The 26,817-nt window shown below is 39.4% G+C and carries 20 protein-coding genes; 13 read left to right on the top strand and 7 right to left on the bottom strand.

Annotation, left to right across the window (positions count from 1 at the left end):
- Positions 1 to 29: 29 nt before the first annotated feature.
- The gene (locus tag LCM02_RS05665; protein ID WP_224927353.1) at positions 30 to 1,208 is read left to right on the top strand and encodes a porin; all 1,179 of its coding nucleotides are present in this window, start codon (positions 30 to 32) and stop codon (positions 1,206 to 1,208) included.
- Positions 1,209 to 1,300: 92 nt separating this feature from the next.
- Positions 1,301 to 3,469: a tetratricopeptide repeat protein gene (locus tag LCM02_RS05660; RefSeq protein ID WP_224927352.1), complete on the top strand. Its 2,169-nt coding sequence runs from the start codon at positions 1,301 to 1,303 to the stop codon at positions 3,467 to 3,469.
- A 23-nt stretch (positions 3,470 to 3,492) separates the two neighbouring features.
- On the opposite strand, the gene LCM02_RS05655 is transcribed toward LCM02_RS05660, so the two are convergent.
- The gene (locus tag LCM02_RS05655; RefSeq protein ID WP_224927351.1) at positions 3,493 to 4,296 is read right to left on the bottom strand and encodes a DUF2490 domain-containing protein; all 804 of its coding nucleotides are present in this window, start codon (positions 4,294 to 4,296) and stop codon (positions 3,493 to 3,495) included.
- 97 nt (positions 4,297 to 4,393) lie between these two features.
- On the opposite strand from LCM02_RS05655, the gene LCM02_RS05650 reads away from it, so the two are divergent.
- Positions 4,394 to 4,819: a (4Fe-4S)-binding protein gene (locus tag LCM02_RS05650; protein WP_224927350.1), complete on the top strand. Its 426-nt coding sequence runs from the start codon at positions 4,394 to 4,396 to the stop codon at positions 4,817 to 4,819.
- Between the two features lie 73 nt (positions 4,820 to 4,892).
- On the opposite strand, the gene LCM02_RS05645 is transcribed toward LCM02_RS05650, so the two are convergent.
- The 4 genes from LCM02_RS05645 to LCM02_RS05630 all read right to left on the bottom strand — a co-directional run bounded on the left by LCM02_RS05645 (position 4,893) and on the right by LCM02_RS05630 (position 8,040).
- The gene (locus LCM02_RS05645; RefSeq protein ID WP_224927349.1) at positions 4,893 to 6,434 is read right to left on the bottom strand and encodes an arylsulfatase; all 1,542 of its coding nucleotides are present in this window, start codon (positions 6,432 to 6,434) and stop codon (positions 4,893 to 4,895) included.
- A 107-nt stretch (positions 6,435 to 6,541) separates the two neighbouring features.
- Positions 6,542 to 7,150: a hypothetical protein gene (locus LCM02_RS05640; RefSeq protein ID WP_224927348.1), complete on the bottom strand. Its 609-nt coding sequence runs from the start codon at positions 7,148 to 7,150 to the stop codon at positions 6,542 to 6,544.
- 9 nt (positions 7,151 to 7,159) lie between these two features.
- The gene (locus LCM02_RS05635; protein WP_224927347.1) at positions 7,160 to 7,630 is read right to left on the bottom strand and encodes a hypothetical protein; all 471 of its coding nucleotides are present in this window, start codon (positions 7,628 to 7,630) and stop codon (positions 7,160 to 7,162) included.
- Between the two features lie 29 nt (positions 7,631 to 7,659).
- Positions 7,660 to 8,040 carry a hypothetical protein gene (locus tag LCM02_RS05630; protein ID WP_224927346.1) on the bottom strand — a complete coding sequence of 127 codons (381 nt, stop codon included), beginning with the start codon at positions 8,038 to 8,040 and terminating at the stop codon, positions 7,660 to 7,662.
- Positions 8,041 to 8,239: 199 nt separating this feature from the next.
- Here LCM02_RS05630 and LCM02_RS05625 point away from each other — a divergent pair, with 199 nt between their 5' ends.
- The 3 genes from LCM02_RS05625 to LCM02_RS05615 all read left to right on the top strand — a co-directional run bounded on the left by LCM02_RS05625 (position 8,240) and on the right by LCM02_RS05615 (position 11,888).
- Positions 8,240 to 8,716, top strand: a complete 477-nt coding sequence (locus tag LCM02_RS05625; protein WP_224927345.1) for a (2Fe-2S)-binding protein — start codon at positions 8,240 to 8,242, stop codon at positions 8,714 to 8,716.
- The gene (locus LCM02_RS05620) at positions 8,713 to 10,902 is read left to right on the top strand and encodes a xanthine dehydrogenase family protein molybdopterin-binding subunit (protein ID WP_224927344.1); all 2,190 of its coding nucleotides are present in this window, start codon (positions 8,713 to 8,715) and stop codon (positions 10,900 to 10,902) included. The genes LCM02_RS05625 and LCM02_RS05620 overlap by 4 nt, the downstream gene beginning before the upstream one ends.
- Positions 10,903 to 11,219: 317 nt before the next feature.
- Positions 11,220 to 11,888, top strand: coding sequence for a hypothetical protein (locus LCM02_RS05615; RefSeq protein WP_224927343.1), 669 nt, complete (start codon positions 11,220 to 11,222; stop codon positions 11,886 to 11,888).
- Positions 11,889 to 12,031: 143 nt separating this feature from the next.
- Here LCM02_RS05615 and LCM02_RS05610 read toward each other — a convergent pair whose 3' ends face one another.
- Entirely contained in the window at positions 12,032 to 13,777 is a 1,746-nt protein-coding gene (locus tag LCM02_RS05610) for a T9SS type A sorting domain-containing protein (RefSeq protein ID WP_224927342.1), read from the bottom strand.
- Positions 13,778 to 13,866: 89 nt separating this feature from the next.
- Complete coding sequence (locus LCM02_RS05605; protein ID WP_224927341.1) at positions 13,867 to 15,159, bottom strand: dipeptidase; 1,293 nt, start codon at positions 15,157 to 15,159, stop codon at positions 13,867 to 13,869.
- A 366-nt stretch (positions 15,160 to 15,525) separates the two neighbouring features.
- Here LCM02_RS05605 and leuC point away from each other — a divergent pair, with 366 nt between their 5' ends.
- The 7 genes from leuC to LCM02_RS05570 all read left to right on the top strand — a co-directional run bounded on the left by leuC (position 15,526) and on the right by LCM02_RS05570 (position 26,813).
- On the top strand, positions 15,526 to 16,923 hold the full coding sequence (gene leuC, locus LCM02_RS05600) for a 3-isopropylmalate dehydratase large subunit (RefSeq protein ID WP_224927340.1): 1,398 nt from the start codon (positions 15,526 to 15,528) through the stop codon (positions 16,921 to 16,923).
- A gap of 28 nt (positions 16,924 to 16,951) precedes the next feature.
- Positions 16,952 to 17,548: a 3-isopropylmalate dehydratase small subunit gene (leuD, locus tag LCM02_RS05595; RefSeq protein ID WP_224927339.1), complete on the top strand. Its 597-nt coding sequence runs from the start codon at positions 16,952 to 16,954 to the stop codon at positions 17,546 to 17,548.
- A gap of 10 nt (positions 17,549 to 17,558) precedes the next feature.
- Positions 17,559 to 19,079: an alpha-isopropylmalate synthase regulatory domain-containing protein gene (locus tag LCM02_RS05590; protein ID WP_224927338.1), complete on the top strand. Its 1,521-nt coding sequence runs from the start codon at positions 17,559 to 17,561 to the stop codon at positions 19,077 to 19,079.
- Between the two features lie 15 nt (positions 19,080 to 19,094).
- Positions 19,095 to 20,153 carry a 3-isopropylmalate dehydrogenase gene (gene leuB / locus LCM02_RS05585; protein ID WP_224927337.1) on the top strand — a complete coding sequence of 353 codons (1,059 nt, stop codon included), beginning with the start codon at positions 19,095 to 19,097 and terminating at the stop codon, positions 20,151 to 20,153.
- 199 nt (positions 20,154 to 20,352) lie between these two features.
- Positions 20,353 to 21,870: a DEAD/DEAH box helicase gene (locus LCM02_RS05580; RefSeq protein WP_224927785.1), complete on the top strand. Its 1,518-nt coding sequence runs from the start codon at positions 20,353 to 20,355 to the stop codon at positions 21,868 to 21,870.
- 125 nt (positions 21,871 to 21,995) lie between these two features.
- On the top strand, positions 21,996 to 22,394 hold the full coding sequence (locus tag LCM02_RS05575) for a hypothetical protein (protein WP_224927336.1): 399 nt from the start codon (positions 21,996 to 21,998) through the stop codon (positions 22,392 to 22,394).
- A gap of 87 nt (positions 22,395 to 22,481) precedes the next feature.
- A complete protein-coding gene (locus LCM02_RS05570) occupies positions 22,482 to 26,813 on the top strand; it encodes a CusA/CzcA family heavy metal efflux RND transporter (protein WP_224927335.1) in 4,332 nt (1,443 codons plus the stop codon).
- Positions 26,814 to 26,817 lie beyond the last annotated feature (4 nt).

The raw sequence follows: 26,817 nt of genomic DNA, 5'->3' as shown, positions 1-26,817 counted from the left end.
ATATTAATTTTCAACAAAACGATCAACACATGAAATTTAAGTCTGCTATTTTATTTTTATTGCTTTGTCTTACCATACCAGGGGTGCTTGCTCAAAACAGACAGGTAGACACCGTTTCTACGTATAGAAGTTTAATTCCTACAGGAAAACAATCGCTTTTGAAGAATGTGGACATGATTGCAAATTTACAAATGGCCTTAAGAAGTGACTTTTATGAAGGAGAACATCTGGAAACAAAATTCAGGGTGGAGCAATTCAGATTGGAGTTTAAGGGCTATGTTCATGAAAAAATATATTTTAGATTCAGACATCGCTATACCAGTACATTTGAACCCCAATCCATAGATAAGATCATAAAAGGTGTGGATTTTGCCTTTGTAAGGTTTGATGTGTCTGAAAAAGTTCAGTTGACAATTGGTAAAACGTTTGCAGACTGGGGTGGGATTGAATTTGATCTGAATCCTATTTATGTCTATGAATTTTCTGATATCATCGAGAAAGCCGATAATTTCCTGACTGGTGTTGGGGCTTACTGGCAGGCAACCGAGAGAAACGGGTTTTCTTTTCAGATTTTAAACTCCAGAACCCAGTCTTTTGAAGAACTCTATCAAGGACACCCCGAACTCGAAGGCTCTGATATCCCTCTGGCGGCTGTGGTCAACTGGCGGGGTAAGTTCCTTGATGGGAAATTTACAACACTTTGGTCCTATTCGCTGTTCAACGAGGCAAAGGATACTTTTAAGAATTACATAGCGCTTGGTAACCAGTTAAAACTGGATAAATGGACCATTGCATATGATTTTAAATGGAGCAAAGAAGATTTGGACAGAACGGGTATAATCAGTGAAGACGTTCCTGATGACTTGTACCCATGGGCTTTGGAAAATACCTTGTATTACAGTCATTGGACAAAGATCGACTACCGATTCGCAAAGAAATGGGGGGCCAGTTTTACCGGATTTATAGATCAGGCAAAATGGCTCGATGACATTGATCCTGAAAAAACAACAGACCACTGGCGTACAGGGTATGGAGTCATTCCTTCCATTGAATTCTACCCCTGGTCAGATATAAATTTGAAATTCTTTGCGGTTTATGTTGGCAGATTTTACAATTATTCAAGTTATGCAGAATCCAGAGTAGGTCTGGTCGATTATCAGACTGGACGATTTGCCATCGGTATTATTTCACCCCTGAAAATATTTTAATATCCTGATACTATTTCACAAAAAGACCTTCAAAAATGTTAGGTCTTTTTTTATGAATACTCTATTTTAGCGATCTACTCTAATCAGCACTAATGAGATTTTCGTTTCCAATTATTATCTTGATTTCGTTGTTATTGATAGCCTGCGAGAAGGGATCAAATGAAGGAGCATATCAGGAAATCAGCAAGGTGTCACACGCCGACAGCGAAGGTTATTTGGGTGATGCCAGTTGTGTGTCATGTCATAAAACTGAATATGATACCTGGAAAGGTTCACATCATGACAAAGCCATGCAGGTGGTTACCGATTCAACCGTTCTTGGAGATTTTAATAATGTTAATGCCCGCATTGATGGGGTAGACTATGAGTTTTTTAAAAATGATAATGATTTCATGATTAAGGTGAAGGAACTTGATGGTTCTGAAGCCGAGTATAAGGTTGCATATGTTTTTGGATTGACACCCTTGCAACAGTATATCGTGGAATTTCCAAATGGAAAGAATCAAGTTCTGCGGGTTACATGGGACACACTGGAGCATAAATGGTTCCATCAGTATGCAGGTGATGAAATAACTATAACAGACTGGCTGCACTGGACAAGAGGGGCTCAGAACTGGAATACCATGTGTGCCGAATGTCATTCAACTAATTTGAAAAAAAATTATTTTGTTGAGAAAGATTCTTTTCACACCACGTACTCATCGATAAACGTGAGTTGCGAAAGTTGTCACGGGCCTGGTAAAAAGCATGTTCAATGGGCATATTCAGGTCAGAAGAAAGGGGAGATGCATACAATTTTAGGAAATGATCAAAAGTCTCAACTGAATATGTGCGCCCCGTGTCATGCACGAAGAATGAAACTTACACAAAATTTGATTCCGGGCAACCTTTTTGAAGACCAGTATCTCGTTCAGAATATCTCGTCAGAGTATTATCACCTTGACGGCCAGATTTTAGAAGAAGATTATGTTTATGGATCTTTTCTTCAAAGCAAGATGCATACCCAGGGAATTAAATGTGGAGACTGTCATAATGTGCATTCCAATAAGTTAAAACTCGAAGGCAACAAACTATGTCTGCAATGTCACGTACCTGAAAAATACGATAGCAAAGAACACCATTTTCATGAAATGAATTCAGAATCGGCAAAGTGTATAAACTGTCACATGACAGGCAGGTATTATATGGGTAATGATTTTAGAAGGGATCATAGTTTCAGGGTTCCTAGACCGGACCAGAGCGTATCCTATGGCACGCCAAATGCATGTAATGAATGTCACCAGGATCAGTCAGAGGAATGGGCGGCCAATTGGGTGGAGAAATGGTATGGTAAAGACAGGACACCTCATTTTTCGGATTATCTTTTGTTGAGTAATCAAAATGAGATTTCTTACGAGGATCGGTTGAAACTGAACGAATTCATTAACGATCTGAATTATCCATACATCGCTCGGTCAACAGTGATCGGAAATTTAACGTTTTCAGGAGAAGATCAGGTAAAATCTTTACTTAAAGCTTTGAGTGACTCTTCGGCAGTGGTCAGATATCACGCGTTGATGCAATTCAGGGGTATGGCTCCCCAGGATCGAATGACAGTTGCTCAAAAGCATTTGACCGATAAGACAAAACTGGTGCGTATCGGGTCGGCACAACTGCTTATCGGTTTTAATGGGGAAGGCTGGAGTGAAACGGATAAACTTAATTTGTTCAAAGCGAATGAGGAGTTTGAACAAATGTTATTTGCCAATGCTGATTTTTCCACCGGAAGGCTGCAACTGGGTGATTATTTCATGCAAAACAATGATATTAAGACGGCCATAAAGCATTATGACAAAGCCTTGGAGATGGATAGTTTACTTTTTCCTGTTTATACGAATCTGGCCACTGCCTACAGTATAGATCAGAATACAGAAAAAGCATTTGAGACATTGAACACCTGGATGGATTATCAACCAGATGCCGGAAGGCCTTATTATTTAAGGGCATTGCTAAACTTTGAATTGGGAAATGGTGAAATTGCGGTGGAGGACCTGAAAATGGCGATTGATCTTGATCCTCAGGATATACGCTCTATGTATAATCTTGCGACCTATTATTATCAAAATAAAGATTTTGAGTCAGCCCTGAAAGAAGCGAATCACGCACTTGGAATCGATCCGGCCAATCCGGATATAAAATACTTAAAAGCTCTGATTTTAAAAGAATTGGGACGTATTGATGAAGCCAATACGATCCTTAATGAACTTCAATCATCCCAGTGATTCAACAAGGTTTCAATGGTATTTTATTCGATTAGCTCTTTTAGATCTTCTTCCTTGGTATTAAAGACAGGAGGCTTCTTCTGAATAGATTTTTTATAGATTCTGAGTCTAAATACAAAATCATTGGTCGAATCGTCATCTTCAGAAGTATTCTGGCTGTAATGATAGGACACATAGAATTCAGCCTTCCATTCCTCGTTGAATTTATATCCAAGTCCGGGAGTTATTCGAATTACATCGTTAAAGCGGTCCGCTTTTTTTAAATTGAAAAAGAATTCTACGCTCATGGGTATGTATAGACCCTTATTAAAGGAGAAAAGATGCTTTTTCCATTCAATCACAGTTGAAATTTTATATCTGAATCTGAAGGAAGCATTCCAATAGGATCCATCAAAAGTCTTTTGAAATCGTTCTTCGAGCCTTACATAGTTCTTTAAGGGAATCATATCAATTGAAGGTAAAAAGAATTTCAATCCCTGCATCAATCGGAATTCGAAATTATCGGGTTCGTACTTGTTATTCGTGTAGTACAAACCGGCACCTAAATGAAATGAGCTAATCAATGGTTTTTCCAGGTTCATGAATTTTGGGCTTTTTGTATGTATAATGTTATAGGTAGGAACCACCAGAAATTTATCAAAAAGATGAGGCGAAATGCTTCTGTAGCCAACAAAACCGCTTAATTCATGTATGGAATCCAAACTACGCCTGGTATTGAAATCCAGCCAAAACTGTCTGTTAACGTTGGCATCTACAGGATCTTCTTGCTGTGCTGAAACAACAAGAAAGTTCAGGATAAATAAAAGCGAAACCAATAACCTAATCATAAAAATCAAATACTCCGTTTTAACTGAAGTTAAGTAAATCAGATATTAACATTATCTTTGAGTAGAACCTGAAGTTGTGAATTTAAACATTTAAATCATGGATAAAAAAGATATAATCAAAAAGTATAAAAGGGATAATCTAATAATTAATTGGCAGCCGGGTAAATGCATACATTCCGCGGTATGTGTAAAGGAGCTTCCTGGTGTTTATGATCCAAAGTCCAGGCCTTGGATCAAACCCGAAAATGCCTCGGTTGAGGAACTAAAAAATCAGATTGATAAATGCCCTTCGGGGGCGTTGAGTTATGATTTGGAGGATGCCTCCAATCCTATGCAGGTATTAAAAACTGAAGTTGAATTAATGGAAAACGGCCCTTTGCTTGTCAAGGGCTCTTTACGGATCAAATCCCCTGACGGTTCGGTTGTGAACAAGGAAAAGATCACGGCTTTTTGTCGTTGTGGAGCTTCAAATAATAAACCATTTTGTGATGGTGAACATAAAAAAACTGGATTTGAAGGATAAACCCATTAAAAAAACAGGTAGTTAAACTACCTGTTTTTTTTATGCTACTATCTTAAATTTTACTTCTTCAAAGTTAATTGTTACCGGGGGTAGAGAGCTCCTCCATAACTTTCTCGAGACTAAAACTGGCTGCTTTCATTCGAGGTGGATATTCTTTGAATGACCCCAAAAACTGCCCCACGATTGTTTGTGCAGGAACTAGTAGGAAGGCATGGTCAAGTTGCCAGTCATAATAAGTGTTGGAAGTAATGGTAGCCGCTTCATAAGGGTCCCTTCTTAAATTAAAGATCAGTGGTAACCTCAATGGAGTAAATGGATTTGCCCATACCCCTAAAGTACCGGCCATTCTTTGTTCCATAAAAATAAACTTCCAGTCATCATATCGCATAGCTGTTAGGTCACCATCATCAGAGAAGTAGAAAAGTTCTTTTCTTGGCCCTTTGGCTTCTTTACCTGTTAAATGAGGTAAAAAATTATAACCATCAAGGTGTACCTTATAAGATCTGCCGTTCACGGTTTTTCCTCCTTTAAGGTCTTCAACCACGTTCTCATTTCCCGCTGCGGCTAAGAAAGTAGGAAACCAGTCCATACCGGACATTATTTCATTAGAAATTGAGCCTGCCTTTATCTTTCCAGGCCATCTTACCAAGGACGGAGTTCTCCATCCACCTTCCCAGTTTGTGTTCTTCTCACCTCGGAAAGGGTTAGAAGCAGCATCAGGCCATGTATTCTTATGGGGTCCGTTATCCGTACCGTACTGGACAATAGTGTTGTCAGTTACACCCAGTTCATCCAATAAATCCAGTAATTTTCCTACATGCATGTCATGTTCAACCATTCCATCGCTGTATTCATTCTGCCCTGATATCCCTCTCAATTCATCTTTAACATGTGTTCTGAAATGCATTCTGGTTCCATTCCACCAAACAAAGAAAGGTTTACCGGATTTTACTGCATTTCGAATGAATTTTTCTGCAGCTGCAACCGTTTCATCGTCTACCGTTTCCATTCTTTTTTTGGTCAAAGGACCAGTATCTTCAATTTTTCCATCAGCATAAGAATGGATTACACCTCTGGGACCAAAATTCTTACGGAAGTTCGGATACTCCTCAGGATCCGGATAATCCGGTAATTCCGGCTCTTCTTCTGCGTTCAGGTGATAAAGGTTTCCAAAGAACTCATCAAAACCATGATTCGTTGGAAGATGTTCATCCCGGTCTCCTAAGTGATTCTTACCAAACTGACCTGTGGCATATCCAAGTTCCTTTAACATTACTGCTATGGTCGGGTCTTTTTCGCTAATTCCTTCTTTGGCACCCGGAAGACCCACCTTACTAAGGCCTGTTCTGAAAACACTTTGTCCGGTTATAAAGGATGATCTTCCGGCCGTGCAACTTTGTTCAGAATAATAATCCGTAAACATCAATCCTTCATTGGCCAATCGATCAATATTCGGAGTCTGATAGCCCATTAATCCAAAGGTATAGGCGCTGATATTGGATTGTCCAATGTCATCGCCCCATATGACCAGAATATTGGGTTTCTCTTGAGAATAGACGCTTCCTGTCAAAAGGAAGCTCATCAAAATAATTGTTAATAGGTTATTTTTTTTCATAATTAGGGGGTTTAATTGTTATTCAGTATTATTTAATTGTCTCCTCAAAGTATTTTGAGGACTAGATTAGAGAACTTTAGTTACATTTTTGCACCAATATCATGAGATCAATCTCCTAGTCCTATGACCAGGCCTCCGCTGAAATTTAATTGTAATATCGAACCACCCGTGGTAACACCACCACCGCCACCTCCAATATAAACTCCTCCCCAACTAACGGGCATAAGTAACTGAGCCTGGAGTCTTAGACCTATTCGATCGGTAAAGAAATATTTCAGACCACCGGTAAGTCCAAGGGTAAAGGTTGTTGTTCCGTCATATCGATTGTTTTCTGGATTAAATGTTGACCATCCTGCAGATAAGCCGGCAAATGGTCTGGCGTCACTATATCCAAACATATGAATACCTCCAATTTGATAATGATTCACTACTACATCGGTTAATTCTGTTTCCTGAGGATAAAACTGAAAATCTTTGATGCTTACCACTGAATTCTGCTGTGCCCACATAAATTCAACGGTTATATCATCTGTTGCATTGACTCCAAAAGTAAGACCGTACTGCTCTGAACTTTTCAGTTTGACATATCCGCCGTAATAATTGTATTTGGCACCTACCTGATATCCAAATTGTGGTGCTATCTCAACTTTTTGGGCATGCATGGAACCAAAAACCCAAAAGGTAAGAAGCACAAAGACGATTCGATATTTATTCATCGATGATATTTATTTTTTATCCTGAATGAAATCAATATTGTTTAAAATCGCAAATCGGATTCCGTCGGAAATATAATGTTCTATCTGATAGAACTGAACTGAAACCAGGGCACTTGTGGCTTTTTCAATTCTTTTAGTGTAATTAAGTATCAATTTGTCTTCAGAGGTTCTTAAAGGAACAGCCTCCATCAAAAGGTCCTTCGCCTGGGCATTCGTAAGGTCGCCTTGTTTTGTGGTATACTTTTGTAATAATTCAAGTTTCGCCTTACCAAGATCCTGACGCTGCGCTTCATACTCATCATAAAGTTTCCAGAAGGCAACCCCGTCTACACCGGTCAAGTCAACATTATCTTCTATAATCATTCTTTTTTCCTGTCCGAATAATTCTTGAACCATTTGAATTTCTTCAGAAGCCGAATCCTGAGCAAAAGACATGTTGAACACCAGGAAAGCGGCAATTAAATAAGTTAATTTTTTCATGTTATTGTTTTTAAGTTATTGAATTAGTGTTATTTTTTTTTAGTCGTGTATATTTCTTCTAAAAGTTCCATTCTTATTGCATCAGAAAGATAGTTCTCAATCTGATAAAACTGCATGGCAACTACCGGGTCAGTCCTGGATTTAATTTTATTGTAATAGTTATCCCGTAGCTTATCTGTCTTAATTCGAATTGGAATGGCTTGCTTCATAAAATTTTCTGCGTTTTCCGGTTTTACTTCCCCGTATTCATTTACATAGCGTTGAAGCAAATCAAAACGTTCCTGACCGAGTGCCTTTCTTTTGTTTTCATACTCGTCATAGAGGCTCCAGAATTCATTTTCCTGAGTTTCACTTAATTCTACGAATTCAGCTACAATATCCCTCTTTTCCATACCGTAAAGGGATTGCATCAATTGCAATTCGTCCTGATTTGATTGTGAATTAGAGGTAAAACAAATAGAAATAAATAGTATAATAGTGAGCAGTGGTTTGAGCATGTTGATGTGGGATTTTTGGGGGTTCGATAAATGAAGTTTTGCTTTTGATCTGAATTAACTAAATTAATTAAAAATACTAACTTTACAAAGCTACCTTTTCAATTGAAAAAATATGATTAATATAACCGTAAACGGGAAACCCCATTCCCTTGATGTTTCCCCGGAAATGCCTGTTCTTTGGGTGCTAAGAGATGTGCTTGAGTTGACTGGGACAAAATACAGTTGTGGGTTGGGTGTGTGCGGAACCTGCTCAATTTTGGTCGAGGGGAAAGCCCTTAGATCATGTGTGACTCCCATTTCAATTTTGAATAATAAAGAAATTGTTAGTATTGAAGGTATTTCAGAGATCAATAAATCCGTGCAGAAGGCCTGGGAAAAACTCAATGTGCCGCAATGTGGATTCTGTCAGCCGGGTCAGGTAATCAGTGCAGTAGCCTTACTCAATGAAAAACCCTCTCCGTCAGACGAGGATATTGATAAAGGGATGAGCGGTAATATTTGCCGATGCGGTACCTATGTAAGAATAAGAAAAGCGATTCATTTGGCGGCTTCAATGAGGAATGAATCTGAAAATGAAGGAGGACTATGAAGAATTTATCAAAAACGAACAGACGTGTTTTTATTAAGAATTTGAGTCTTTTGAGCGGCGGTATTTTATTGGCCTGTGATATGAATTCTTCAAAGGATGTTTCGTTGAATACGTCTGATCCCAGCCGATTTTCGCCGAATTTATTTGTTGAACTCAGAAAGGACGGTTCTTTGATATTGACAGCTTCGAGAAGTGAAATGGGACAGGGAGTCAGAACTTCATTAACTTCGGTAATTGCTGATGAAATGGATGCTGACTGGTCAAAGGTATCTGTGGTTCAGGCACCTGGAGATGATGCTTATGGTAATCAAAACACGGATGGATCGAGGAGTATAAGAACCATATATGAACCCATGAGAAGAATGGGGGCCATGGCAAAGGCCATGCTTGTTTCCGCTGCGGCTGAAAAATGGGGTGTTTCTGAAGAACTTTGTAAAACGGAACTGCATCATGTTTTCCGGACTGGTTCGAATGAAAAACTATTCTATGGTGATCTGGTCGAAGCGGCCGGAAAAATGCCCCTGCCTGAATCCCCAAGGCTTAAATCCCGTGATGAATTTATTTATATAGGTAAAGATCTGGCCAGTGTCGATGTTGCTGATTTTGTCAATGGAAGGTCAAAATATGGCCTTGATATAAAAGTTGATCAAATGATCTATGCAAATATCAGCAGATGTCCTGTTACTTTTGGAAGGGCTGTATCATATGATAGTTCCGAGGCAATGAAGATTCCGGGTGTGATTGATGTCAGGGAAATGAAAAGGATAGAAAAACCTTTTGGTGCTTTGGGTGGAGTAGCGGTTTTAGCGGAGAATAGCTGGGCTGCGATCAAAGGAAATGAGGCCTTAACTATTGAATGGGACCCCGGTGAAAATGAGTCCTATTCAACCAAGGAATTCATGGATACACTTACCCGGAACGTAGAAAATAAGGCAAAATTGATCCGTGAAGAGGGCAATGTTAGTGGAGCCATGCAGAAAGCAGATAAAATTGTTGAAGCTACATACAAACTTCCTCATCTCGTCCATGCACCCATGGAAACTCCTAATGCAACAGCAAATGTTCAGGAAGGATTTTGTGAAGTGTGGGCACCTGTTCAGGCCCCACAACTTACGAGACAGGAAATAAGTGACTTTTTGGGCTTAGAAACTGAGCAAGTCAAAGTTAACGTTACATTTTTAGGAGGAGGGTTCGGCAGAAAGTCTAAACCGGATTTTGTACTTGAAGCTGTCGCCTTGTCAAAAATGATGGGGAGGCCGGTCCAGGTTTTATGGACAAGGGAAGATGATATCAGGCACAGTTATTATCATGCTATCAGCGCACAGCATCTAAAGGCTTCAATGAAAGAAGGTAAAGTGACCTCATGGCTCCATAGAAATGCTTTTCCTTCGATCACATCCACCTTTATGCCTGGTGTTAACCATGCCGCAGGATTTGAATTTCAGCAAGGGATGACCAATATGCCTTATGAGGTAGAAAATATAAAGTTTGAAAACGGAGAGGCAAATGCTCATTTGAGGATAGGTTGGTTGCGCTCTGTTATCAACATCATCCATGGTTTCTCAGTCAATGTCTTTGCTGATGAACTCGCAGTAGCTGCCCAAAAAGATGCATTGGAATTCAGGTTGAACCTTATCGGTTCAGATCGCTTATATCCCTCAGACAACGAGTATAAACTGGATACGAAAAGGCTGAAGAATGTACTTTCGAAAGCAGCCAAAAATGCAGGTTGGGGAAGAAAACTTCCTTTTGGGCATGGGCTTGGATTGGCCGTTCATTATAGTTTTTACAGTTATGTGGCTTCCGTAGTAGAGGTATCTGTAATCGATGGCAATTTAAAGGTACATGATGTTTTTACAGTGGTTGATTGCGGAACTGTGGTAAATAAAAATACGGTGAAGGCTCAGCTGGAAGGAGCGGCCATTTTTGGAATGTCACTGGCTTACTATGGAAATATCTCGACCGATCAAGGCAGCGTTGAACAAAGTAATTTTCATGATTACAGAGTGTTAAGGATGCATGAAAGCCCGAATGTGCATGTTGAAATTGTTGAAAGTTCCAAGGCCCCAACTGGAATAGGAGAACCAGGAGTTCCGGTTATAGCTCCTGCAATAGTCAATGCCATTTTTAATGCAACCGGAAAGCGATACAGAAATTTGCCTTTGAGTAATGAAGGGTTGGTATAAATAAAAAAGCCATAGCAAGTTTCAATAGTTGAACATCTATATCTAAATGTTTTTAGTTTGATCAATAAGCCCCCCTCAAGGCCGTTTTACTCGCTATGACTCTTTTTGATAAATATCCTTTTTCTTCCGGATTATTTAGCAATTTAATTATGGTTAAGAACTTATATCTAAATAACGCCATTGGTTCATAATTATTGTATGCTTGTTGTTTTTAAGCTGTTTTTATCTTTTCGGGCTTTGAAAGGGCATGATTCAGTTATTTTGAGGTAATTGTGAATTGTTCTATCTTAGCTTTAATCAACAAAAGATTCAATATCATGAAAATCAAATTAGTTTTACTTCTGGTTTTAAGTATGGTTATCAATAGTTGCGGAAAACCTTCGTATAAAAAAAATGAAATTTTAAAAACTCAGGAGGAAGCTGCTTCTGAAAGCTCTATTTTTGACGAAATCCCTTTGAATCAAGAACTTACTGCAGCTCAGCAGATTGCTTCGGCTACGCTGGTTGTCCCTAAGGCTGCAAGAGACGGAGCCACTGTTTATGGATATAGTGAGAATGGAGAGTTCATGACCTTGAGAGAGGGAACCAATGACTTTATTTGTATCGCTAATAATCCGAAAAAAGATGGTTTTCAAATCGTGGCTTATCACAAAAGCCTTGAGCCCATGATGGCCAGAGGTCGTGAGTTGGATTCTGATGGAAAATCAAGAGAGGAAAAAGAAGAGATAAGGGCAAAAGAAGCTGAAACAGGAAAGATGCCCCTACCGGAAGCACCGGCAACGTTGCATATATATTATGGGCCTGATGCCTATTTCAACACCGAAACAGATAAAATTGAAAATGGTAAATTCAGGTATGTTGTTTATATCCCTTATGCCACACAGGAAAGTACAGGCCTTTCACTTGCACCCAATGAGCCGGGTCATCCCTGGCTGATGTTTCCGGGGCAGTATAATGCCCATATCATGATCACTCCTGAATATTAGGATTTTCCTTAATTGGATTGCTTCAATATTTTTACGCAGATTCAGAGCTTGTAAAACAATTAAATAAAACAGCCCCACAATTCCTGGTAAAGTGAGGCTGTTAGTCTATGGGAAGACTTGGTTAATTGTTATTGTAAGCAAAATTAATTTTTAATCATTTTAATGGTTCTGGCCTTTCCTTTATGCCAAATTCTGGCATAATAAAGCCCATTTCTTACAGATTTACCTCTGTAATTTTCGCCGTTCCACAGAACTTCATATTCACCCGGCCCCTGGTTCTTATTCACAAGTTTGGTAACATACCTGCCATAACGATCAAAAATCATTAAGGATACATATGATTTACTCGGAATGTAGTACTTTAAAGTAGTAGACTCATTGAAAGGGTTGGGATAGTTAGGGTATAAGGTCAGGGCCTTTGCCACCTCTGTTTCTTCCTCTGATTTTTTCGGTAAACTGAACTTCCAAACATCATTGTCCACGTTCTTATAGTTTTGATCATCATTAAAGTCGAAAGTTTCGCGGTCCCCACCAAAAGTATAAATGGCATCCTGATTTCTGTTTTTACCTTTTACAACGACTGCATCAAAATCGTATTTGATATCTTCAGAACCATCAGCGTTCCATGGTGCATCACTCACTTTTTTCCACACCTTTCCTTTATTACTGATCCATACATCAGACGGATTTGAAGGAGTGGCGCCATTGTCTTCTCCTAATCCAAATCCACCAAATAATACCAATCGGTCCTGAGCCACTACTACCTGATGACCCGGACGTTTATCCCATTCCGCTTCAGGGGTCATTTCTTCCCAATTTATGCCATCCTTGGTTCTCCATACATCATTAAAATAAGGTGGGCAAGGAATATCAGATGGAACTCCTTGAGGTGCGCATGTAAATCCTTCCTCTCCGCCAATCATATACATATAACCACCTTTAACAACAGCTATACCACCTGCTCTTGGAGCCCAAGGCGCATTATTTACCTTTTCCCAGTTCCTTCCATTTCTGGATCTCCAAACATCATTAAAATAAATTCTGGCTGGAGCCGTAGGATCTATAGAGAGATCGTCATTAACAGAGCCTCCCATAACATAAATATAGCCTTTGAAAACCGTTGCACTTAAACCAGCGCGTCCTGCCCAGTGAGCTGGATTTTCCTCTTTTGGATCAATCTCCTGATTCTGTACCATTCTTTGCCAATTAATTCCATCCATTGACCGCCAGACATCGTTAAAAAACTGTGATAGAGGTTTTTGAGGAAAACAAAACTCGGGAGGGACAAAAATACCACAAGGAAATTCAGGATTTAAATCTGGTCTGTAATCAGGATTTTCAACAATATTAAAGTCTTGTCCTCCTATTATGTACATATACCTTCCTTTTTTCACTGCCTGAAAATAGGCCCGATTTGCCCAATGTGAAGTCGAATTTGGGTCAGGAGGCACACCCGGAATGGTTGGGTTAGATTGAAGGAGGTTTTGCCAGGTCTTTCCTTTGTCAGAACTCTTCCATACATCTCCGTGAATAATACTTGCTCCCGGAACTGGAATTGGTAATGGCGTACGCCCGCCAAAAATGTAGAATTCACCTCTGTGGTTTAAAGCCTGAAGCCCCGCTCTTTGATACCAGTTGTCAGTTGGAGGTGGAATGTCAGGGCCGAAAGGCGGTGGAAGAGGTATTTGAACAGTTTCCTTGATTACCTCCCAGGTCCAGGATTTGAAGTTTTTTCCCTGATTCTTTTGCCAATCAGGTATTCCATTGGCTGACAAAATAAATACCAATAGAGCCAATAAAGTCTTACCAAATACAGATTTTCTCAAAACTTCATTTGTAACGTTTCTGTAAATTGTAGAAAAAAATTTTTGAAAAGTAATTTTGTCCATAGCATAGGGGTTTAGTTATCAGCAAGATACAAAAAATATTGTATCAAGTCAACCCCTCGCCAATGACTCTGTTTGAAAAGGCAGAGACTTTACTGCATTTTCTTTGAAACCAATTCCACTTCCCTCATAACCCGAAGCAGATTTCCTCCCCATAATTTTTCAATTTCCTCTTTCGTATAACCTCGCTTAACGAGCTCATAAGTTACATTGAATGATTCAGAAGCATCCATCCATCCTACGATTCCACCTCCGCCGTCAAAATCAGAACTTATGCCTACATGATCGATTCCTATTAATTTTACCATAAAATCAATATGATCTATAAAGTCAGAAACGGAAACCTTAGGGTGTTTTTTAGCTATTTCCCGGGTACGATCCTCGGAAATTTTCATGATCTTTTCATAATTAATGTAAGCCTTATGAGCTTCTTCACCTGTTAATTGCCCTATTTCATCAATGGTTAAAAAACTAACATTCAGTTCTGAAGCAATCTCCTCCAATACCGGTCGGGAAGCCTCTAAAAAGGCATTAAATTTTTCAGCGTTAAGAAAAGTTCCTACGGCAACAGTTTGCACCACACCACCGTTTTCCTTGATCATCATTAGCACTTCGTCATCAAGATTTCTACTCACATCGCTAAGTGATCTGGCGGATGAATGAGAGGCAATTACGGGGGCCTTGGAAAGCTGTATTGTTTGGATATTCGCTTCCTTTGAAGGGTGGGAAAGGTCAATCATAATACCAAGCCGGTTCATTTCTTGAATAGCCATTTTCCCGAGGTCCGATAAGCCATTATGAAGCCATTCACCTTCTTTTTCTCCTGAATGAGAATCAGCGAACTGATTATGTCCGTTATGAGCCAAAGACATATATCTTGCACCCTTGTTGAAGAATTCCTCGATCCTGTTTAAATCTTCTCCAATGGGATAGGCATTTTCCACACCGATCATTGCAATTTTTTTTCCTGAATCATGAATTCGAACAACATCTTCTGCAGTAAGGGCAAGCTCAATTTTGTCAGGTGCCAGCTCTTGTGTAAATCTGTGGATCGCTTCAAACTTCATTTGAGAGTGAATATATGCCTTTTTATATCCTGATTTGTTCAATTCCCCCTGGCCTGTAAAAACAACGAGCCAGGAAACATCCAGGCCTCCGGAAATCATTTTTGGAAGGTTTATCTGAGTATCCAGATTCTGAGTATAATTCTTTTCTGGAGTGAAATTGTCCAGATCGAAATCATTATGTGTGTCAATGGTGATGACAGACGCATGAATGGATTCGGCCTTGCTTCGAATGCTGTAATCACTTTCGGGAGGTCTTGTTTGAGAAAAGATACTGGATGAGCAAAACAATAAGGTCAGGAAAGTTAAAAATCGTTTCATTGAATGTGTATTTTGATTTCAAAGGGGTTAAAAATACAATATTATTCCACTTAAAAATCGTATTTCAATATTGATTAATATTGGTATTTTACGGTCCTAAAGAATCAAGATCGATCCTGGTAATAGTAAATTTTTAATAATTCACCTTGGTATTGATTATATCGCAAAAAAAACCTCAGTTTGTTAATATAATTATAATTTAAATTCAAATATATCAAGCCCAGGTAATTGAAAAATCTGGGCAGAAGATTTTTCACACCTTTGAACGTTGTAAAAAAAATAATAAAACCCTAAATAAGATTGATCTAAAGAGATAAATTTGCATCTGCCTTTGGTAAAATCGATAAAAAATAATTAAGCAAGATTATGAGTAATAATACCTTATTTGATAAAGTTTGGGATTCGCATGTGGTACGCAAGATTGAAGACGGACCGGATGTTTTCTTCATCGACAGACATTTTATACACGAAGTGACCAGCCCGGTAGCCTTTCTTGGCCTTGAAAACAGAGGAGTTGGTGTGATGTACCCTGACAGGACATTTGCAACCGCCGACCATAATACCCCAACCATTAACCAACACCTTCCCGTCAAGGATCCGCTATCAGCGAATCAGCTGAAAACTTTGGAAAGAAATGCCGGAAAATACGGCATAAGCCACTGGGGTCTGGGCGATAAAAATAACGGTATTGTTCATGTTGTTGGGCCTGAGCATGGTATTACCTTGCCCGGTTCTACAATTGTTTGTGGTGATTCTCATACATCAACGCACGGTGCCTTTGGTGCCATAGCCTTTGGAATTGGTACTTCGGAAGTGGAAATGGTACTTTCAACCCAATGCATTATGCAGCCCAAGCCAAAGAAGATGAGAATTAATATAAATGGTAGCCTGGGAAGGGGAGTTGGCCCAAAAGATGTTGCTCTTTTTATCATTTCAAAGTTGACCACTTCAGGGGCGACGGGTTATTTTGTTGAGTATTCCGGTGAAGTCTTTGAGCAAATGAGTATGGAAGGAAGGATGACAGTTTGTAATCTCAGCATTGAGATGGGAGCAAGGGGAGGAATGATAGCTCCGGATCAAACCACATATGATTATTTGAAAGGTAGAGAATTTACCCCAAAAGGTGAGGACTGGGAAAAAGCAATGGCTTATTGGAAAACCCTTAAAACAGATGAAGACGCGGTTTTTGATAAAGAATTTGCATTTGATGCCTCTGAAATTGAACCCATGATCACCTACGGAACAAATCCTGGAATGGGTATTGGTATTTCCAGGGATATTCCTAATGCAGAAAAGGTAGAGGGAGGAAAAGCAACTTATGATAAGTCCCTTCAGTATATGGGCTTTAGTGAGGGTGAGGCCATGAAAAAGAAAAAGATCGATTATGTTTTTTTAGGCAGTTGTACCAACGGCCGAATTGAAGATTTCAGGGCTTTCGCATCCATTGTGAAAGGACGTAAAAAGGCTGAGCATGTGACGGCATGGTTGGTTCCGGGATCTCATATTGTTGAGGAACAGATCAAAGAAGAAGGAATTCTTGATATATTGACCGAAGCAGGATTTGAATTGCGTCAGCCGGGTTGTTCGGCCTGTCTGGCAATGAACGATGATAAGGTGCCGGCAGGTAAATATGCCGTAAGTACCTCCAACAGGAATTTTGAAGGAAGACAGGGTCCGGGTTCAAGAACCTTACTCGCAAGTCCTTTGGTGGCAGCAGCAGCTGCCGTAACGGGTGAGGTAACAGATCCGAGAGAATTAATTTAAAAAGTATTCAATTTAAGAAACAGAAAAAATGGCTTACGATAAATTTACGATTTTAAAGAGCAGTGCGTATCCCTTGCCTATAGAGAATGTCGACACGGATCAGATCATTCCGGCTCGATTTCTAAAAGCTACGGAAAGAAAGGGATTTGGTGATAACCTTTTCAGGGACTGGAGATACAACAATGATGGTTCCCAAAAAAGTGATTTTGTCCTGAACAAGGACATCTATAGTGGAAAGATACTTGTGGGGGGACGGAACTTTGGGTCAGGTTCATCACGTGAACATGCTGCATGGGCTGTGTATGATTTTGGTTTTAGATGTGTCATATCCAGCTTCTTTGCGGATATCTTTAAGAACAACTGTTTAAATGTGGGGGTGCTTCCTGTGCAGGTTAGTGAGGATTTTCTAGCCGAGATTTTTGCGGAAATAGAAAAGGATCCTAAAACAGAGATTCTGGTAGATCTGCATCAACAAGAGGTATCTCTTTTATCAACAGGAACAAAGGAATCTTTTGTGATCAATGGTTACAAAAAAGAAAACATGCTGAACGGATTTGATGATATTGATTATCTGCAGAATATAAAGGAAGAGATCATAGAATTTGCTGGTAAAAGACCATTTTAATTACCCTTAAATGGCAGGAAAAAGAAAAATAGAGATCATGGACACCACGCTGCGAGATGGTGAACAAACCAGTGGCGTGTCATTTTCATCTTCTGAAAAACTCACCATTGCCAAGCTGTTACTCGAGGAACTGCACGTTGATAGAATCGAAATTGCCTCAACCCGGGTCTCAGAAGGAGAATTCAAGGCCGTAAAAAGTATTACTGACTGGGCGAGGGAAGAAGGTTTTATAGATCAAGTAGAGGTTTTGTCATTTGTGGATAAAGGACTTTCAATCAAGTGGATGGTTGAAACCGGTGCCAGGGTTCAGAATCTTTTGACCAAGGGATCATTAAATCATTTGACCCATCAGTTAAAAAAGACTCCTGAACAGCATTTTAAGGAAATTGCTCAAAGTATAGCAATGGCCAAAGAAAGCGGGATTGATACCAATGTATACTTAGAAGATTGGAGCAATGGCATGAGGAATTCTCCTGAATATGTCTTTCAATTTCTGGATTTTTTATCAGGGCAGCCTATCAAAAGACTCTTATTGCCGGATACCCTGGGTGTCTTGACTCCCAAGGAATCCTTCGATTTTATAAAGCAGGTAAAAGACAGATATCCGGATCTCCATGTTGATTTTCACGCTCACAATGACTATGATCTGGGAGTTGCAAATGTTCTGGAAGCGGTAAGAGCAGGAGCGGATGGATTGCATCTGACTATGAACGGCATGGGTGAACGTGCAGGTAATGCACCGCTCGCCAGTGCTGTAGCAGTCATAAATGATTTTGTTCCGGAAGTTAAAATCGGGGTGAAAGAGAAATCCCTCTATAAAGTCAGTAAGCTTGTTGAAACTTTTTCAGGCTTCAGAATTCCAGACAACAAACCAGTTCTTGGAGATAATGTGTTTACACAAACTGCTGGAATTCATGCTGATGGAGATAATAAGAATAACCTTTACTTTAATGATCTGCTTCCTGAAAGGTTTGGTAGAAAAAGACAGTACGCTTTAGGTAAAACCTCGGGTAAAGCCAATATCCAAAAGAATCTTCAGCAGCTGGGATTACATCTCAGTGATGAAGATATTGCCAAAGTGACCAAACGAATTATTGAATTGGGTGATAAAAAAGAGGTGGTCACCAAAGAAGACCTTCCTTATATTATATCCGATGTGCTGGACAGTAATGCTGTTGAAGAGAAGGTGATTGTCGAGTCTTATGTTCTGACACATTCCAAAGGTCTGCGGCCTTCCACTACTGTTTCCCTGAAGTTTGAGGGTGAATCCATTCAGGAAAATGCCCAGGGGGACGGGCAGTTTGATGCTTTTATGAATACCTTAAAGAAAATTTACAAGGATAAGGGTAAGGCTTTACCAGAATTGACGGATTATGCCGTAAGAATACCTCCTGGATCCAATTCTGATGCACTTTGTGAGACTGTGATCACCTGGCAATTGGATGATAAATCATTTAAAACACGTGGCCTTGATTCTGATCAAACGGTATCAGCTATTGTTGCCACACAAAAAATGTTGAATATAATATAGTTAAAAAAACTTCTTATGAAATTAAATATTGCACTTTTGGCAGGAGACGGAATTGGACCAGAAGTAATCGATCAGGCTGTAAAAGTCTCTGATGCCATTGCAAAAAAGTTCAATCATGAAATAAGCTGGCATCCTGCATTGACCGGAGCTGCGGCCATAGATGCGGTAGGTGATCCTTACCCTGAAGAGACACATGAGATTTGCGCGAATTCGGATGCGGTCCTTTTTGGCGCCATCGGTCATCCTCGATTTGACAATGATCCTTCAGCCAAAGTCAGGCCTGAGCAGGGATTATTGAAAATGAGAAAAAAACTTGGCCTTTTTGCCAACGTGAGGCCAACTTTTACTTTTCCCTCATTAATCGATAAATCACCCTTAAAGAAGGAAAGAATTGAAGGTACGGACCTTGTATTTTTAAGAGAATTGACAGGCGGTATCTATTTTGGAAAAAAAGGAAGAGAAAATGGCGGAGATGTAGCTTATGATCATTGTGTTTACTCACGTGAAGAGGTTCAGCGCCTGGCTAAAAAAGGTTTTGAAATGGCCATGAGTCGCGGTAAAAAACTATGCTGTGTAGATAAGGCGAACGTATTGGAAACCTCAAGATTATGGAGAGAAACAGTGCAGGACATGGAAAAAGATTATCCCGAGGTTGAAGTGTCTTATGAGTTTGTTGATGCTGTTGCCATGCGTCTGGTACAGTGGCCCAATTCATATGATGTTCTGATTACAGAAAATCTGTTTGGTGATATTTTAACCGATGAAGCCTCGGTGATTTCAGGTTCCATGGGCTTGATGCCTTCTGCTTCTGTAGGTTCAGAGGTTTCTCTTTTCGAACCAATTCACGGTTCATATCCGCAGGCTGCAGGTAAAAATATTGCAAATCCGCTCGCTACTGTACTGTCCGCCGCTATGATGTTTGAAACAGGATTTGGCTTATATGAAGAAGGTGCTGCAATCAGGGCGGTGGTCAATAAATCTTTATCAGAGGGTGTGGTAACCGAAGATCTTGCTGATGGAGGAAAATCCTATGGTACATCTGAGGTTGGAGATTGGCTCGCTGAGAATATTTAGATAAAAACCACAAATCAAAATTTTAAAAATGCCGACCTTTTTGAAAGACGGCATTTTTTTATTTCAAATGATTGAAGTTCTAAATTTTTAGTAATCAGTCGGATAGAAAAAGAATAAAGAATAAGTGGAAAAAATCTTTTAAAGAATTGCAAAAGAACTTAGTTAATTGAGTATTTTTGCAAGGTTTATTTTTAACGATATGGTGCTCACAAAACTTGATAAGGAAGAAAAGATAATTGGTAAGAAACTTTATGATTACCAACACGGTGCCATCGATAAGATTTTCCAGAGAATAAATGAAAACCCCACAAGTTATAATCTCTTGTATCAATTGCCTACAGGAGGAGGGAAAACCGTAATATTTTCGGAAATAGCAAGGCGTTACATCAAAAAGAATCAGCATAAAGTTTTAATTCTGACGCATAGAATTGAGTTGAGCAAACAAACTTCGAGCATGCTGACGGAATTTGGGGTAAACAATAAAGTAATTGACAGCAGCGTAAAGGAGGTTACCAACGAGGAAAAATATTCCTGTTTCGTTGCTATGGTTGAAACCCTTAATAACAGGATAAAAGAAGAAAAAGCGGATCTTCAGGATATTGGTCTTGTTATTGTTGATGAGGCACATTACAACTCATTCAGAAAGCTTTTCAAGCATTTTGAAAGATGCTTTATCCTGGGGGTTACTGCTACTCCGTTAAGTTCGAACATCAATCTTCCGATGCATGAGATATATAAAGATCTTATTGTTGGTGAAAGGATCCCGGCCCTGATCGAAAAGGGTTTTCTTGCCCAGGCCACCACCTACAGTTTTAATGTGAATCTGAGTACCCTTAAGATAGGTGCCAATGGAGATTACACCGTAAAATCTTCTGAAGAGCTATATACTAAAAGTGAAATGCAGTCTAAACTGATCTCGGCCTATGAAAGTACGAGTAAGGGAAAGAAAACACTGATCTTTAATAATGGTATTCATACTTCGAGACATGTTTATGAGATTTTTAAAAGAGCCGGATACAAAGTCAACTATATTGACAACACGAACACAAAAGAAGAGCGCCGGCAGGTATTGAGCTGGTTTAAAAATACTCCGGACGCAATTTTAACCTCGGTTGGAATTTTAACAACAGGTTTTGATGAACCCAGTATAGAATCTATCATTATCAATAGGGCGACCAAGTCTTTGGCCCTATATTTTCAGATGATTGGCAGAGGTTCAAGGGTTGTGGATGACAAGAATAATTTTACGGTAGTTGACCTTGGCAATAATGTTTCAAGATTTGGGTTGTGGACCGATGAAGTAGACTGGCAGCTCATATTCAAAAATCCTTCTTATTTCCTTGAGAACCTTATCAGTGATGAGGAAATTGAACGTAATTTCAAATATGAGATGCCTGAAAGTGTTAAAGCATTATTTTCGAAATCAGATGATTTTGACTTTGATGTGAAGAAGGAGTATCAGGAGGCTGTAAGTTCAGGTAAGAAATCAAAATTAGTACTGGAAAAATCAATTGCACAGCACGCCAGGATATGTGCTGAGAACAGTGAAGATGTTTTTGATGCCCATATTCTTTCAAGGGAACTTCATGATGAAATCGAGTACAGGATCAAACAATACTCATTCTGCATTTTAAAAAGCTCCAAAAATTATATCAAATGGCTCGAGGAGGACTATAAAAGACAGTTAAGAGTTAAAATCAGCATGCTTTTCAGGTAGTCTGCTCGGGAAATCAGATTTTTCAGGGTTCTTTTCGAAATGTGACATTAGTCAACATTTGATTTTCAATTATGTCTTATTTTTATAAATCATAAGAACAGTAATTATTATCAAGTTTTTTCTCCATGTTCCTCAAGGTGATATCAACGGTACTCTCATTATTTATGCTTACTCAAAGTATAAATCTTCATATAAGGGACATTGCTAATTTTGGAGCTTTAATGGAGCATATTGAACTGCATCAGGCTGAATTCGGGGACAATTTGTTTTCATTTATTTCCAAACATTACGGAAATAAGATTTCAGAACACCAGGAACACGAGGAGCAACAAAACGGAGATCATCACAATCTACCTTTTAAACATGCGGTTTATGCTGATGGCGGACAATTCTTTTTGATGGCTCCGGATGTTGTAAAATGTATTGTCTCAACAGAAATAAAGCATCAGCAACCCACTTTTTACTACAATAATTACTCCTATCTGAAGAATTCAGACATCTTTCAACCTCCAAGAATAGGCTAATATTTATTCACTGAATTTTTTTGGCTTTGTTTTACTTGATAAAAGTAAGAATCAGCACATACCACAACAGTAAAGAAATTAAATAGTATGCTTACGAAAATAATTGAATTCAGCCTGAGAAACAGGTTGACCATTTTTATTTTCACCTTTGGAGTAATCGCTTTTGGAATCTATTCCATAACCAGGATCCATATAGGTGCAGTGCCGGACGTGACCAATAATCAGGTACAGGTAATAACGACATCCCGGAATTTATCTACAGAGGATATAGAACAATTTATCACCTATCCTATAGAACTTGAAATGGCCAATTTGCCTGGGGTGGTTGAAATCAGATCGATATCAAAATTTGGACTTTCAGTTGTAACTATTGTATTTGAGGATAAAATGGGCACCTATTTGCCAAGACAACTCATTTCAGAAAAGATTCTTGCAGTAAGTGAAAAAATACCCGAGGGCTATGGGCATCCTGAGATGGGACCGATCAGCACCGGGCTCGGTGAGATTTATCAATATGTTCTTGATGTTGAACCTCAATTTGAATCAAAATACACGGTAACTGACCTGAGGTCCATTCAGGATTGGATTGTAAAAAGACAGCTGTCTGGAATTCCGGGAGTCATTGAAGTTAATACATGGGGAGGATTCCTTAAACAGTATGAGGTTTCCATCAATACGGAAAAGCTCAATGCGATGAATATTTCAGTATCCGAGGTATTTAGGGCTGTCAACAGAAATAATTCAATTGCCGGGGGTGCTTATATCGAAAAAATAGATCAGGCTTATTTTATTCGCGGAGAAGGACTCGTTAAGACTCTTGAGGACATAAGGAACATCTCTGTTAAAAATGTTAATGGTCTTTCCATATACATCAGAGATATAGCTGAGGTTGGATTTGGTCATGCTAACCGGTTCGGTGCCATCACCGGCAATGGAGAAGGAGAAAAGGTTTTGGGGCAGGTGATGATGTTAAAGGACGGGAACTCCAAAAAGGTTATTGACGACGTTAAATCAAGGGTAGACGAGATATCAGGAATACTTCCGGAAGGAGTTTATATCAATGCCTTTCTGGAACGCAGCGAGCTTATCCATAGAACTTCATTAACCGTTGCAGAAAATCTGATTTTGGGTTGTTTAATTGTCATATTTGTAGTTGTGCTTCTCTTGGGAAATTTAAGATCAGGCCTGGTAGTGGCCTCGATGATTCCAATGACGCTTCTTTTTGCCATTTCAATGATGCATATTTTTGGGGTTGATGCCAATTTAATGAGTTTGGGAGCTATAGATTTTGGTATCATTATCGACGGATCGGTAATCATTGTTGAATTTATCTCCTATAAGCTGGTTTCCAGGCGTAAAGAAATTCTAACTCTTGATATACCCGAACAGAAAAAGAAAATTTCAAGAATTACTTCAGAGGCGGCCTCAAAAATGATGAATTCAGCAGTTTTTGGACAGCTGATCATCCTGATTGTCTTTATTCCCATACTTTCTTTGAGCGGAGTAGAGGGTAAAATGTTCAAACCGATGGCTTTGACCTTCAGTTTTGCCCTGATCGGGGCTATGATCTTTGGCCTTACTTACATCCCGGTAATGTCGGCCATTTTTATTAAACCCGCTCAGAAAGAGGGATTCAATATAAGCCAAAGGATCATGAGCGTTATCTCGAATCTTTATCAACCCATAATACGCTGGGCCTTGAGATCCAGGAAGATGGTGATAGGATCTGCTGTTACCCTTCTGATAATTGCCGCGGTGATATTCAGTAGAATGGGAGGGGAATTTGTACCCACTCTCGATGAAGGAGATTTTGTAATTCAACCCGTTCTGAAAACAGGAACTTCTCTTTCGAAAACAATAGAAACCACAACAAAAATTGAACAAATATTACTGGATAATTTTCCTGAGGTTGTGCAGGTTGTGAGCAGGATCGGGGCCGCGGAAATACCAACAGACCCCATGTCGATGGAAGACAGTGACATCATCATAAAACTAAAACCCAAGGGGCAATGGGTTTCTGCCAGATCCAAGGATGAACTGGCTGACCGATTCAAAGAGGTTCTCAAGGGTTACTTTCCAGATGTTGAGCTCGAGTTTACTCAACCCATTGAAATGAGGTTTAATGAACTTATAACCGGAGTGAGGTCGGATATTGCCATAAAAATATTTGGAGATGATCTGGATATTCTTTCTCAGAAGGCCAATGATATCAGCGAATTGATTTCCGGCGTTAAAGGGGCATCTGATATTACGGTTGAAAAAATTGAAGGTTTACCACAGATGAAGATTGATTATGACAGGCACAAGATTGCCCGATACGGACTAAGCATAAAAGAAGTAAACGATGTCATTTCCATGGGGTTTGCCGGAACAGTAGTGGGCAGTGTATTTGAAGGGGAAAGGAGATTTGATCTTGCCATCAGGCTTGCCAAGGCTCACAGGCAGGATATTTCAAACCTTGAACAACTTTTTATTGATACCCCTCTTGGCTTCAAGGTTCCTCTGAGTGAACTGGGTAGTATAAGCTATACCAAAGGGCCAGCCAAGATCTCCAGGGATGATACAAAAAGAAGAATTGTGGTTGCCGTAAATGTCAGGAACAGAGATCTTCAATCTGTGATAGAGGATGCTCAGGAACTGATAGCTAAAGAGATTGAGCTTCCTACGGGATACCGTATTACCTATGGAGGACAGTTTGAAAACCTCCAGCGTGCAAAATCCAGATTAAAAATTGCTGTTCCCGTAGCCCTGGTGCTAATTTTTATCATGTTGTTTTTCGCCTTCGGATCGGCCAGAGAAGCGGCACTTATATTTTCTGCAATTCCTTTAGCGGCAGTAGGTGGTGTACTTCTTCTGAAACTAAGGGGAATGCCATTTAGCATATCAGCTGGCGTCGGATTCATTGCCTTATTCGGAATTGCAGTATTGAACGGGATTGTTTTGATTGAACATTTTAAAGAATTAAAAAGCAAAGGTATGTATGATATTAATAAAATTATTATAAAGGGGACTACCGAAAGGCTTAGGCCGGTAATTTTAACGGCCCTGGCGGCTGCTCTCGGTTTTCTTCCCATGGCGGTTTCAACAGGAGCCGGGGCAGAGGTTCAACGTCCGCTGGCAACGGTGGTAATTGGAGGCCTGGTTTCTTCAACCTTGCTGACCATGGTAGTCTTACCCGTTTTGTATTCGATTTTTAGCAGGTCAAATGGGGTAAGAATCGGATCCGTAAAAAAACCGCTTTCCATCATTTTGATAGGTGTTTTAAGTTTTTCGGCACATGCTCAGGAGGTTGAAACCCTCGATTTGAAGTCAATTACGAATCTTGCATTGGAAGGTAATTCTGGTTTAGTTGCTTCTTCGTTGGAAGTTGAAAAGGTTGATGCCTTAATCGGTGATGCCTTCAGTTTTGATAAAACAGAGCTTTATTATCATTATGATGAAAACAACCTTGCCTACAATAATCAGGCGGTTAAAGTATTTGGGATTGAGCAGGAATTTCTTTTTCCTACACGTTACTTTGCTGACAAAAAAGTAAATAAGGCGAAACTGGAAATGCAGAACAACTCTTATTCTATGAAAAGAAGGCAACTGGAGTTTACTGTGAATTCAAGATATTATCAGCTTCAATATGAATTTGAAAAAGAGAATGTTTTAAAAAAGCTTGACAGTTTTTACAGGACCTTTGCCCATGCGGCCAAAAGAAAATTTGAAATTGGAGACAGCAATTATCTTGAAAGGATCACCGCACAGGCCAAGCAAAAGCAATTACAAACCTTGTACAGGCAATCTCAGCAGGATGTTGATCGCGCCATAATTTTATTAAAAGAGGCTGTTCAAAGTGATAAAAAATTTAAAGTGGTAAAAATCCCACTGGCTAAATTGGAGCTGAGGGAATCAAAACTCGAAGAAAATCCCGGATTGATCTATTTTTCAAAGAGAAAAGAGTTTGTTCAGGCAAAGAAAAGTGTAGAGTCCCAAAGTCTGTTGCCGGATATAAAAATAAATTATTTTCTGGGTTCAAACTCCGGGCTTGATGAAAATTTAACCGGTTACCAGATCGGGTTGAAATTTCCGATTTTGTTTAGTGGGAATGCAGCAAAGATAAAGGCGTCAAAAATAGAAACACAGGTATTGGAAAACCTGGAAAAGGATTATCGAATTCGATTGGAGACCAAAAAATCTGAAATGATCTCTGAATTACAAAAATATCAGGAGGCATTGACCTATTATGAGTCAGAAGGAGAGCATTTATCGCGAGAAATCTTTAAAACGGCACAATTTAGTTATCAATCCGGTGAAATTAATTTTTTCCAGTACATACAAAGTATGGAGAATGCACTGGGAATCTTACTCGACTATTTAGGTAATTTGAATGACTATAATCAGCTCGTTTTGGAAATCAACTATTTAACTTTATAAAAAA

This window comes from Lutimonas saemankumensis, assembly GCF_020171465.1.
GTDB lineage: Bacteria > Bacteroidota > Bacteroidia > Flavobacteriales > Flavobacteriaceae > Lutimonas > Lutimonas saemankumensis.
The sequence above is the reverse complement of the archived record's forward strand: the minus strand, read 5'-3'. Positions and strand labels throughout refer to the sequence as shown.